Annotated in this window: 10 protein-coding genes; 5 read left to right on the top strand and 5 right to left on the bottom strand. The window is 69.8% G+C overall.

Features of this window, described 5'->3' with window-relative positions; translation table 11 throughout:
* Positions 1-30 precede the first annotated feature (30 nt).
* Positions 31-669 (bottom strand): TetR/AcrR family transcriptional regulator, encoded by a 639-nt coding sequence (locus ACIQF0_RS09905; RefSeq protein ID WP_360030088.1) that lies wholly within the window; start codon positions 667-669, stop codon positions 31-33.
* Between the two features lie 134 nt (positions 670-803).
* Here ACIQF0_RS09905 and ACIQF0_RS09900 point away from each other — a divergent pair, with 134 nt between their 5' ends.
* Genes ACIQF0_RS09900 through ACIQF0_RS09890 form a run of 3 tightly spaced genes read left to right on the top strand, consistent with a single transcriptional unit; the run spans position 804 to position 4,275 of the window.
* Positions 804-1,607 carry an SDR family NAD(P)-dependent oxidoreductase gene (locus ACIQF0_RS09900; RefSeq protein WP_401026824.1) on the top strand — a complete coding sequence of 268 codons (804 nt, stop codon included), beginning with the start codon at positions 804-806 and terminating at the stop codon, positions 1,605-1,607.
* A 2-nt stretch (positions 1,608-1,609) separates the two neighbouring features.
* Positions 1,610-2,737, top strand: coding sequence for a DUF5938 domain-containing protein (locus tag ACIQF0_RS09895; protein ID WP_401026821.1), 1,128 nt, complete (start codon positions 1,610-1,612; stop codon positions 2,735-2,737).
* The gene (locus tag ACIQF0_RS09890) at positions 2,737-4,275 is read left to right on the top strand and encodes a long-chain fatty acid--CoA ligase (protein WP_401026818.1); all 1,539 of its coding nucleotides are present in this window, start codon (positions 2,737-2,739) and stop codon (positions 4,273-4,275) included. The genes ACIQF0_RS09895 and ACIQF0_RS09890 overlap by 1 nt, the downstream gene beginning before the upstream one ends.
* Here ACIQF0_RS09890 and ACIQF0_RS09885 read toward each other — a convergent pair.
* Together ACIQF0_RS09885 and ACIQF0_RS09880 are read right to left on the bottom strand one after the other, a co-directional pair.
* Positions 4,247-5,002, bottom strand: a complete 756-nt coding sequence (locus tag ACIQF0_RS09885; protein WP_401026815.1) for an SDR family oxidoreductase — start codon at positions 5,000-5,002, stop codon at positions 4,247-4,249. The genes ACIQF0_RS09890 and ACIQF0_RS09885 overlap by 29 nt on opposite strands.
* Before the next feature lie 30 nt (positions 5,003-5,032).
* Positions 5,033-5,470: a hypothetical protein gene (locus ACIQF0_RS09880; RefSeq protein WP_401026812.1), complete on the bottom strand. Its 438-nt coding sequence runs from the start codon at positions 5,468-5,470 to the stop codon at positions 5,033-5,035.
* 73 nt (positions 5,471-5,543) lie between these two features.
* Here ACIQF0_RS09880 and ACIQF0_RS09875 point away from each other — a divergent pair, with 73 nt between their 5' ends.
* A complete protein-coding gene (locus ACIQF0_RS09875) occupies positions 5,544-6,404 on the top strand; it encodes an alpha/beta hydrolase (protein WP_401026810.1) in 861 nt (286 codons plus the stop codon).
* 28 nt (positions 6,405-6,432) lie between these two features.
* The gene (locus ACIQF0_RS09870) at positions 6,433-7,041 is read left to right on the top strand and encodes a TetR/AcrR family transcriptional regulator (RefSeq protein ID WP_401026807.1); all 609 of its coding nucleotides are present in this window, start codon (positions 6,433-6,435) and stop codon (positions 7,039-7,041) included.
* Here ACIQF0_RS09870 and ACIQF0_RS09865 read toward each other — a convergent pair.
* Both ACIQF0_RS09865 and ACIQF0_RS09860 read right to left on the bottom strand, forming a co-directional pair.
* The gene (locus tag ACIQF0_RS09865) at positions 7,038-10,031 is read right to left on the bottom strand and encodes an MGH1-like glycoside hydrolase domain-containing protein (protein ID WP_401026804.1); all 2,994 of its coding nucleotides are present in this window, start codon (positions 10,029-10,031) and stop codon (positions 7,038-7,040) included. The two genes, ACIQF0_RS09870 and ACIQF0_RS09865, sit on opposite strands and share 4 nt — an antisense overlap.
* A 25-nt stretch (positions 10,032-10,056) precedes the next feature.
* A complete protein-coding gene (locus ACIQF0_RS09860) occupies positions 10,057-11,214 on the bottom strand; it encodes a glycosyltransferase (protein WP_401026802.1) in 1,158 nt (385 codons plus the stop codon).
* Between the last annotated feature and the right edge of the window lie 41 nt (positions 11,215-11,255).

Genomic DNA, 11,255 nt, shown 5'->3' with positions numbered 1-11,255 from the left:
GCGGTTGTCGATATACCGGCGATATGGCCGCTATTCGGCCTTGGTCACCATCAGACCGATCGCGGCCGGCAACTCGACGCGCAACTGGGCGACGTTGTCCGCGTTGCCCGCCAGGTGGTTCAGCAGCGCCCGCTGGAAGATGCCGTCGAGCGTCACGTAGATCATGGTGGGCGAGACGGCGACCGTGCCGCCGACCAGTTCGGCGTAGCGACTGACCACGCGCCACACCATGTCCTCGCGGTGGCCGTCGATGTCCAGCACGTCGGCGCGGAACGACTCGTCGAACAGGCTCTGGTTGCGCAGGTCGTACCAGAGGCGGTGCAGCGTCGCGTCCTGGCCGAGGGTGTCGAAGAACATCGCCACGAACTCGTCCCGCAGCTGGTCCGCCGTCGTGGAGGTGGCCACGACCTCGTCGTAGCGGGTCACGCAGACGACCTCGTACTGGCGCACGGCCTCGGTGATCAGGTCGCGCTTGTCCGCGAAGTAGTAGTGCAGGACCCCGTGGGAGAACTCGGAGTTCTGCGCGATCTCCCGCAGGCTCGTCCGCGCGTACCCCAGTTCGGCCAGCGTGTGCAGGGTCGCCACGGCGAGTTCGGTCCGCCGGGCGTCGAACTTGTCGACCTGCCGGCGGGTGATGCGGTCCTGCTTGCGCGAAGCGACATCCGTCACGCCTCGGATCCTAACGCTCACTGCGACAAACCTTGACCAAACGTCCAAAAAATCTTGGACAGTCGTCAAAGAAAAACTTGACGACTGTCAAGGAAAAGCTAGTGTGTGAGCCATCTCACCGAGGAGGCGACTCAATGACGAGTTATCAGCTGGACGGGCGGAAAGCGCTGGTCACCGGGGGTGCGCGAGGACTGGGCGCAGGCATGGCCCAGGCCCTGGCGCAGGCCGGCGCGGCGGTGCTGATCGGCGACGTCCTGGAGGAGGAGGGCAAGCAGACCGCCCAGGCGTTGCGTGACTCGGGCGCCACGGCGGAGTTCGTTCCGCTGGACGTCACCGACGACGCGAGCTGGGCCTCCGCGGTGAGCACGGCGGTCGACGCGATCGGCGGCCTCGACATCCTCGTGAACAACGCGGGCATCGAGATCACCAGCCTGATCACCGAGCTCGACCCCGCCGACGTCCGCAAGATGCTCGACGTGAACGTCCTGGGCACCGCCCTCGGCATGAAGCACGGCCTGCGCGCGATGCGTCCCGGTGGCGCGGCGGGCAACGGCGGCTCGATCATCAGCATCGCGTCCGTCGCGGCGACCATCGCCTTCCCCGGCATCAGCGTTTACTCGGCGACCAAGTCCGCCATCGACCGGCTGACCAGGGTCGCGGCCGCGGAGTCGGGCAAGCTCGGCTACGGCGTGCGCGTCAACTGCATCTACCCCGGCCTCACGCCCACCGCCATGGGCAACCAGCTGGCCGTGGACTGCGCCCAGCTGGGCCTGTTCCCGTCGGTCGAGGCCGCGGTCGGCGCGGTCGTGGAGCTCACGCCGCTCGGCCGGCTCGGGCAGGTCGACGACATGGCCGACGCGGTGGTCTTCCTCGCGTCCGACGCCTCCAAGTTCATCACCGGGGCGGGTCTCCCGGTCGACGGCGGAATGGGGATGTGACCGTGCCTACCGACAAGCCCGTCGTCGTTTACGGAGCCTCCGGCTACACCGGACGCCTGATCTGCGAGTACCTGCGCGAGTACGGGATCCCGTTCCTCGCCGCCGGCCGCGATGGCAAGAGGGTCAAGGAGACCGTCGACGCCGTGCCCGGCATCGAGACGGTCGACTACGACGTCCTGGAGGTCGAGCACACCGAGGCGGCGCTGACCGAGGCGTTCACCGGTACCAAGGTCGTGCTCAACACCGTCGGCCCGTTCTCCCGCTACGGCCACGAGGCGGTGCAGGCGAGCCTGAACGTCGGCGCGCACTACACCGACACCAACGGCGAGCAGGACTGGATGATCGACACCGACGCCCGGTACGGCGCCGAGTTCGCGAAGCAGGGCCTGCTGCTCTCCCCCGGCATCGCACAGATGTACACGGTCGGCGAGATCGCCGCGCAGATCTGCCTGGAGCAGCCCGGACTGGACACTTTGGACATCGGGGTGTTCTGGAAGGGTTATCCCACCGTCGCCTCCACCAACACCATCCTCACGAACGCCGCGTTCTCGAAGGCCTTCTACCTGGAGCAGAACGAGTACGTGGAATGGCCTGCGGACGCCGGTCTCTACGAGCTCGTCGTGCCCGGCCAGCACGAGCTGGGCCTGGCGTTGCCGTGGGGTGGCACGGCTCATCCGGTGTGGTTCAAGAGGGATCCGCGGGTCGCGTCGGTGCGGGCGCTCGGCGGCGTGTTCAACCGGCCGTTGATGCAGGGCGTGCCGCAGATCGTCGCGGCGGCGCTGGAGCAGATGGAAGGCAAGTCGGACAAGGAGAAGTACGAGATCGTCGACGCGTTCTCCGCGCAGGTGCGCAGTGAGATGCCGCCGCGGGAGAACCCGAGGATCAACATCTCGCTCGACTCCGTGCACGCATCCGGTCCGCTGGGCCGCGCGAGCTGCGTGATCCACGGCAACTGCAACTACAAGCAGACGGCGCTGCTGAACGTGCACGCCGCCGTGCACCTGTTGCAGGACGCGCCTCGCCGCGTCGGTTTCGCGTCCGGTTGCCAGGCGTTCGGGCACCGGGAGCTGCTGGGCGCGCTGCGGTCGTTCGGCCTGGTGCTCGACCCGATCGTCGAAGTGCACCGCTGATGCGCCTCTGCGACTACCTGGACAAGGGCGCGTCGCTCGGGGGTGACGCGCCCTGCCTGACCATCGGCGGGGTCTCGCAGAGCTACGCCGAGGTGCAGCAACGCTCCCGTGCGATCGCGGGAGCGTTGCAGGGCAGCGGAATCGCCCCCGGTGACCGGGTCGCGGTGCTGTCCGCCAACGATCCGCTCGCGCTCACCTGCGTGTTCGGCATCTCGCGGGCCGGCGCGGTGTGGTGCCCGGTCAACCCCCGCAACGAGGCGGCGGAGAACCGCGAGCTCCTCGACCTGTTCGGCTGCCGGTGCCTGTTCTTCCAGGCGAAGTTCGCACCGCTGGTCGACCGGATCCGCGGCGATCTGCCCGCGCTGACCACGCTGGTGTGCCTGGACGGCGAGGTGGAGGGCGCGGTCACGTTCTCCGACTGGCTCTCCGAGCACGGGCGTGAGCCGGAACCGGTCTCCGTGGCCGACGACGACCTCTGCGTGCTGGCGGGCACCGGCGGCACGACCGGGCGTCCCAAGGGCGTGCGGCTGACCGGGCACAACCTGGAGACCGCGACCGCGCTGACGTTGATGAGCTACCCGTTCGGCGCCCGGCCGCGCTATCTCGCGCTCGCCCCGCTCACGCACTCGGCGGGCGTGCTCACGTTCCCGATCATGTCGCTGGGCGGCGAGACGGTGATCATGCCCGCGCCGGACCTCGGCGAGTTCCTGCGGCTGATCGAGCACCACCGGATCACGCACGCGTTCCTGCCGCCGACCGTGATCTACGGCCTGCTCGACCACCCCGCCCTGGACTCGACGGAACTCGGTTCGCTGCAATGCCTCTGGTACGGCGCCGCGCCGATGTCCCCGGTGCGGCTGACCGAGGCACTCCACCGGATCGGGCCCGTGATGGGCCAGCTGTTCGGGCAGACCGAGGCACCGAACATGATCGCCACCCTCGCCCCTGCCGACCACTTCCTGCCCGACGGGTCGATCGCGGTCGACCGGTTGTCGTCGGCGGGCAGGCCCACGCCGCTGACGCAGGTCGCGATCATGGCCGCGGACGGCACGCTGCTGCCGCCGGGCGAACGCGGCGAGATCGTGGTGCGCGGTCCGTTGGTGATGGCCGGGTACCACGAGAATCCGGCGGCCACGGCGGAGGTCAGTGCTTTCGGCTGGCACCACACCGGCGACATCGGGTACCTCGACGCGGACAACTACCTGTTCATCGTCGACCGCGCCAAGGACATGATCATCACCGGTGGGTTCAACGTGTACTCGGCCGAGGTCGAGCAGGCGTTGCGGGCCCATCCGGCGGTCCAGGACAGCGCCGTCGTCGGACTTCCCGACGCCAAGTGGGGCGAGCGGGTGACCGCCGTGGTGCAGCTGCGGGTCTCCGGCCAGGCCGACTCCGACGCGTTGATCGCGTTCGTGAAGGAGCAGCTGGGCAGTGTGAAGGCGCCCAAGCAGGTGGAGATCTGGCCGGACCTGCCGCGGTCCAAGGTGGGCAAGGTGCTCAAGGCCGAGATCAGGCAGCAGCTGACCTCCGGGCCCTGAGATCGGCGAGGTGGTCCTCGAACGTTCCCGAGGCCTCCGTGAACGGCCCCTGCGGCAGCAACGCGCCGCCGGTCATCGCCTTGCCGACCCGGCCGGGCAGCCGGACCGGGACGAGGATCTTGCGGTCACCCCGCGCCGCGGCGATCCGCTTCGCCATGTCCTGCATGAGCAACTCCCGCGGCCCGGCGATCGGCGGCACGAACTCGCCGGGCCGTCCCACCAACTCCACCAGCCTCGTCGCCACGTCGGCCGCCGCGACCGGACGGCACAGCATCTTCGGCACCACGACGAACGGCCCGCGTGCGTCGAGCAGCGGTTCGGCGAACTCGTGGAACTGGGTGGCACGCAGGATCGTCCACGGCAGCGGACCGCCGCTGACCAACTCCTCCTGCCGGCGTTTGCCCATGTAGTAGCCCGTGTCGACCTTGTCCAGGCCCACAATGGACAGTGCCAGGAAGTGGCCGATCCCCGCCCTCGCACCGGCGTCGAGCAGGTTCGTGGTCACGGTGCCGAAGAACCTGACGGCCGCCTTCCTGCTCAGCAGCATCTGGTTGCTGACGTCGATGATCGCTTCGCAGCCCATCAGCCGTTCCGCGAGCCCCTGCCCGGTCGTCAGGTCCACACCGGTCCCGCGGGACAGCACCACGGCGTCGTGCCCCACCCGTTCCAGCTCCCGCACCACGAACCTGCCGACCGCACCGGTTCCGCCGGCCACTGCCACCCTCATCGCCGTTCTCCTCATCCCTGACCTGTGTCATCAGGTGGACGAGGTGGCGCTCCGATTCGTGACAGCCGCCCGGCCGGGGATCACCAGAACGATCGACGTCACCACGAGCAGGCTCAGCAGAACCACGTTCAGCGCCTGGTCCAGCGGTTGATACAGGTGCAGCATCGTCAGGTGGTAGAGGAAGTGCAGGGTGTTGAACACCAGCAGGGCGGCACCCGCGAGCGGCACGACCCCCGGCTTCTTCGCGTGGGCCAGCGCCATCAGGCTCAGCGCGGTGAACGCCAGGTAGGCCGCGCCCACGTCCTTGGCGAAGTGCTCGTTGTAGGGGCCGAGCTGGGGCAGCCAGCGCAGGCCCAGTCCCGGGAACGTGTCGTACCAGGTCTTCGGGGCGAAGTAGGCGAAGACACCGACGTACGCCGACGTGATCGCGATGAAGGCCAGGCTGATCCGGTCGAGCAGAAGTTTCATGGCACCGTCCTTCGTTGCAGGCAGCGCGAACCTAGCTGACAATTTCCTCACAACTGGTTGGCACCATGCGGCCATGACCGCACGCACCACCTGTGTCCTGTCGGCGCTGTTCGCTCTCACCGTGAGCTCGTGCGGCGCCGGTACCGCGGCGCCCCCGGAGTCCACCTCGAACACAACCACCACCGTCACCACGACGACGAAGGCCCCGTACCCGCCCGCGGTCGACTACACCCCGCACGTGCCCGAGCGGACGCGCAAGACCGCCACCGGCCACCAGGTCAACACGTGCGTCCCCGAAGCACTCGACAAGAACGTCTTCACACTGACCACTTCGGACGGTGTGCGTCTGTCCGCAATGGAGCTGGGCAGCGGCGACCGAGGTGTGCTGCTGTCCCACGAGCAGGGCTACTACATGTGCTCGTGGCTGGCGCTGGGTGAGGAACTGGCGGCGGCCGGGTATCACGTCGTGCTGTTCGAGTACCGCAACCACGGCGCGTCGGAGACGTCCGAGGACAACGACCACATCGATCGGGACACGCGGGCCGCGCTCGCCGCGCTGCACTCGTTCGGTGCGGAGAGGGTGTTGCTGGGCGGTGCCTCGTGCGGTGGCACGTCGAGTGCGGTGACGGCGGCGGACGAGCCGAAGCTGACCGGGCTGCTGATCCTCTCGTCGCCCGCGAAGTGTGCTGGTCAGGACGGGGAGGCGGCCGCCAGGAGGATCACCGCGCCGTCGTTCTTCGCCGTGTCGCCCGAGGACTACAGCGGCAACATGATCAAGGAGACACGGAGGTTGTACGAGGCTTCGGCGGCTGCGGACAAGCACCTGGAGATCGTGCCGGGTGGACGGCACGGGACGGACATGTTGCGGCACGACGACCCGGAGAAGCTTCATCAGCTCGTGCGCGACTTCATCGACTCCGCCTTCCGGGGCTGAGCGGAGATCAACGGGTAGCGTGCAGGTCGTGGAACCTGTTGCGCTGCCGTTGGGACGTCCCCGAGAAGAACGGGCCGACGCCGCGCGCAACCGTGCCCACCTGATCGCCGTCGCCCGCGAGATGGTCGCGGAACTGGGCGTGGACAAGGTCACGATGGACGGGCTCGCCGAACGCGCCGGTCTGGGCAAGGGCACCGTGTTCCGGCGCTTCCGCACCCGTGCGGGCATCTTCCACACCCTGCTGGACGAGGAGGAGAAGCTCTTCCAGGAACGGGTGATGACCGGCCCGCCGCCACTGGGTCCCGGTGCGCCGGCGGCCGAGCGGCTCGCCGCGTTCGGACGGGCCCGGCTCGAGTTCCTGATCGAGCACACCGCCCTCGCCCGTGCTTCGCTGGACCCCGGCCAGCCGGTCCCCGCCGGGGACAGCCCCTCGCTGTTCCACGTCCACATGCTGCTGAGCGAGGCATGTCCGGACGACGCCGCGAGCGGCACCCTCGCCCTTCAGCTCGTCGCCGCGCTGGAGGGGCCGATCCTGCTCTACCTCCAGACGCAGGACGGCGACGCGCCCGACCCGGAAGCCGTGGTGCACAACCTGATCACCAGCTGGCAGGTCCTGGTCGAGCGCGTCTGCGGCTAGCGGGCCCGCACGGTGAAGCGGTCGATCGTCAGCGCGCCCGCGTCCAGCCGCAGGCCCAGCGCCGGTGCCCACCCCGCGACGACCGACGGATCCACGGCGGACCCGATCGGCGCGGACCGCAGCAACGTCCACCGGTTCGCGTGCTGCTGCCAGCTCGTCAGCTGACCGTTCTCGACGACCACGGCGAGCCGGTCGCCCGACGCCCAGTTCAGGCTCGCGCAACACCCGCCGGTCGCCTCGTCGCCCCGGCGCACCCCTTCCACGGTCACGTCGACGCCCGACGCCTTGCCCGCGTTGTTGAACCAGGCCAGGGCGAAGTCGCGGTTGCCGGCGGTCTGGCCGAGGAACAGGCTGTCCTCGGGAGCCGAGCCCGCGAACGACCTGGGTTCGACGACGACAGCGATCCCGCGCGCGTCCCCGGTCACGGGCGCGGCCAGCACCGATCCCGCCCGACCACCGGCTGAGGCGGTCAGCACGCCGTTCGCGACCGTCAACGTCGGCGGCGGCTCACCGAACGGGCCATCCACGCGGTAGGAGGCCAAGCCGGAGTCGAACGTGTCGTCCCACACCACCCTGCCGTAGTCGGCGGGATCGAACACCGTCTGCGCCGAACTCAACGACGACGTCACGCCGTCAGAGCCGGAAGCCGTTGCCAGCAACCGAATCGGCGCCCGCTCCCCCAGCCGCAGGCCCGCCGGCGCGGTGACGCGCCACCGGGTGACGAGGCTTTTGCCCGGTGCGAGCTGCGCGGCGTAGGACGAACTGAGCGGCACAGCGCTCCACCCCGCAGGCACGGCGAGGGTGGCCCGGACACCGCGCAACGGTTGCTGTGCCTGCAAAGTCGTGGTCGTCTCGACCCCACCGGCACGGACGGCGAGATCCTCCGGCAGTGACGCGCGCAGACCCCGGACGGCCGAGCGCCACGACGAGAACGACGTGATGCCAACGGCTCCGCCATCAGCGCGACGAGGCAGGATCCGCACCCGGCTCGCGGTCAGCGCCGGTTGCACGAGGACGCGGTTCACCTGACGCGCCACCGGTTGCGCGGGGGTTCTTTGCTGGCCGGGTACGTCCCGCCACTGGCCGTCCCAGTACTGCAGGTCGAACGTCGTCGGCACCCGCACTCCCCCGCCGTCGTCGTAGAACACGACGCGCAGGTCGGAGATCTGGGTCGGCGCGCCGAGGTCGACCTCCAGCCAGTCCGCGGAGTTCGGGCTGCCGTACGAGGTCCAGCGCGTGCCGGGCACGTCGAGGTGGAAGTCCTGGCCGTCGATCGCCTTCGTGGGCGGATCCGCGCTGTAGCTGTAGGACGCGCGGGCCGTGGGCAGTCCGGTCTGACTCACGTTCGCGAAGTCGTCGACCAGTTCCGGCACGTCCGCCGACCCGCGCGGCGTCACGTTCAGCCGCACCGCCGCCAGACCGGCCTGGGTGTGGGTGAGCCTGCCGTCGACCCAGACGCGCAGACCGGCGCCCTTGCCGTAGCGGCTGCCGTCCCTGTCCCACAGCACGGTGAGGTTGTGGCCGTGGTACGGCACGTTCTCGACGGCGAAGCTGTTCCAGGAGTCCGGGACCAGCGGCGCGATCGACACCGCGTTGCCGAGCTGCGGCCGGATGCCGAGCAGTCCGGAGAGCACGTTGTCGTTGAACGTCGAGTGGTTGTAGTCCTCGCTGTGGCCCTTGCCGTCGTACAGCCAGCGGTTCTCGTCGGGGTGGTGCGCCTCGGCGACGTACGGCTCGCCGTTCTTGCGCTGGGTCAGGGCATAGCCGCGCAGCACGGCGAGGTAGTCGTCGCGGTCGACGTAGGGCTGGCTCGGGTAGTCGATCAGCAGGTTCGCCAGCGCGGTCAGGGTCTGGCTGGTGGCGAACGGCCAGCTGGGGCCGTTCCAGCGGCAGCACCCGTTCAGCGCGTCGCGCATGAACCACGGGCTGCGGCGTTCGGCGGTGGTCGGGCCGTAGGGGGACGCGAAGCCCTGCGGATCGGTCAGTTGTGCCCAGGCCGCGCTGTTCGCGGCCGGTGGCATGTGGAAGTACCACGGCACGAAGCCGATCTCCTCGCGGTCGGCGAGCTTCGTGCGGCCGGGGTTGTTGTCGCGCATGACGTGCTTGTAGAACTTGCCCGCGTCGTCCCAGAGCCACCGCTCCTGGTTGGCGCGCAACGCGTCGGCGGCCTGGTCGAACGGACGCGCGCCCGCGACGTCACCCCGTGCCCTGAACAGCTCCGCGATCGCCCGCGCGTCGCCGTACTGGTAGGCGTTGAGGGTCGGCCGGAAGCCGTCGCCACCGTGGTAGGGGTCGGGGCTCTGGTACGAGCTGGCCGTGTACTCCATCGCGTCCCACACCGGCGTCTGCCAGTAGAGGCCCATGTCCTGGTTGAGCTGTGGCGACCAGCGCTGCCACTGCCGGACCAGCTCGGGCAGCCGGTCGGTGGCGAACTGGGAGCGGCCGTCGACCGCCGCACGGGCGGCCACGGCGTCGGCGGCCCAGAACGAGTACTGGTGAGCCCAGTCGGTGGTGTTCTTGTTCAGGAAGTCGGACGCGGGCTTGGGCCCGGCACCCGATCCACGCAGCCAGTAGTCGACGTAGTCGTCCAGATAGCGGTGGTCACGCAGCCACCGGCCCTCGTAGACGTGATGGCCCGCCGCGGCGACGATTCCGCCGTTCGGCGCCGAGTAGCCGACCGGACCGAGGAACTCCGAGACGATCCAGCCGTCTTTCGGGCCGGTGTACTTGAGCGCCTCGCGGTAGGTCCGCCAGCGGTAGTAGTAGGTGTCGCGGATCTCCCGGTCGGGAAGGTCCACGAACGGGATGTTCGCCTCGTACCAGGCCGGCTCCGGGACGTTGCCCAGCAGCTCGGAGTGGTTGAGGAAGTTCGTACCCGCGCCGACGGCCGGGTACAGGTCGGGCGCCACAGCGCGGTCTTGCTGCGCCACCGCCGGCAGGGTCGAGATCGATAACGCCGCCACCACGAGCATCGTCATTGACACGCGCATGGGCCCTATTGAAGTGGGAGCGCTCTCAACGCGCAAGACTCAACGCAGTCCGACATACCTCCACAGGATCTCGAACATCGGCGATCGTCGCCGCCGCGAGAGCCGCCGCCTCGGCGAAACCGGGGTCGCCCAGCACGCGCGTCACGGCGTCCCGCAGTCCGTCGACGGTGGCCGGCCGGACGATCACGCCGCTGCCCTGCCGTGCGACCCGGCAGGCCATCTCCCACTGGTCGCCACCGCCGGGCACGACCACCACGGGAACCCCGGCCCGCAACGCCTTGACCAGCATTCCGTGCCCGCCGCCGCACACCAGCACCGAGGACTGACGCAGCAGTTCGTCCTGCTTGCCCGGCCCCGACCGCACCCACGGCGGCAGGTCCGCCGGCGGCGGCGCGAACGTGGACACCACCGCCCGCACCTCCATGTCCCGCAACGCTTCCAGGGTCATCTCGGCCATGCTCTCCGCGCCGGTCCAGGCCGTGGACGGGGCCACCATCACCAGCGGGGCGTCGCCCGGTGGCGGGCTCAGCGTCTCCCGGCTCGCCTCCCACAGCAGCGGCCCGACGACGTGGGCGTCGCGCGGCCAGTCCGGGCGCGGCACCTCCAGCGCGGGCAGCGTCGCGATCAACCGGGCGGCCGGGCCGGGTTCCTTCGCGCTCAGCCCGATCTGTTGCCGCACAACGGCTCGCTGCCGTTCACCCTGACGCAGCGACCTGGCCGTCATGGCCCGCAGGACCGCGTCCCGGAGCTTGCCGCGCACCCCGGTTCCGGCGGCCAGTCCGCTGCCCATCGGCGGCAACCACTTCGACGGCTCGTAGAGCGGGTGCGGCGACAACTGCACCCACGGCACGCCGAGCAGTTCCGCGGCCATGCTCGCGCCCAGGGCGAGGACGTCGCAGACCACCAGGTCCGGCTCCAGCTCAGCGAGTTGCGGGGCGAGCGCCGACGCCAGCACCGCGGCCTGGTCGTGCAGCGCGCGCCCGAGATCCGGCACGTCGCGCAGGTCGTCCAGCGACAGACCTTCGACCCGTGAGGCTGTGATGCCCTCGGCGGTGGCGGGTTCGACCCAGCGGTCGCCGGTCAGCAGGACCGGGGTGTCCCCCGCCTCCGTGAACCGCAGGCACAACGCGATGGCCGGCACCACATGACCGGGATCGCCCCCGGAGACCACGACGACTCGCACCGGGCAGATCCTGCCCTGTGCGCGCTGGTGTTGACTGGACG

This window comes from Lentzea sp. NPDC092896 (assembly GCF_044754905.1).
In the GTDB taxonomy this organism is placed as follows: Bacteria; Actinomycetota; Actinomycetes; order Mycobacteriales; family Pseudonocardiaceae; genus Lentzea.
The sequence above is the reverse complement of the archived record's forward strand: the minus strand, read 5'-3'. Positions and strand labels throughout refer to the sequence as shown.

Bases quoted from the DNA above. Each gene is read 5' to 3' on its own strand.
- ACIQF0_RS09900 (WP_401026824.1), top strand. From the start codon at position 804: ATGACGAGTTATCAGCTGGACGGGCGGAAAGCGCTGGTCACCGGGGGT.
- ACIQF0_RS09865 (WP_401026804.1), bottom strand. From the start codon at position 10,031: ATGCGCGTGTCAATGACGATGCTCGTGGTGGCGGCGTTATCGATCTCG.
- ACIQF0_RS09875 (WP_401026810.1), top strand. From the start codon at position 5,544: ATGACCGCACGCACCACCTGTGTCCTGTCGGCGCTGTTCGCTCTCACC.
- ACIQF0_RS09890 (WP_401026818.1), top strand. From the start codon at position 2,737: ATGCGCCTCTGCGACTACCTGGACAAGGGCGCGTCGCTCGGGGGTGAC.
- ACIQF0_RS09885 (WP_401026815.1), bottom strand. From the start codon at position 5,002: ATGAGGGTGGCAGTGGCCGGCGGAACCGGTGCGGTCGGCAGGTTCGTG.
- ACIQF0_RS09880 (WP_401026812.1), bottom strand. From the start codon at position 5,470: ATGAAACTTCTGCTCGACCGGATCAGCCTGGCCTTCATCGCGATCACG.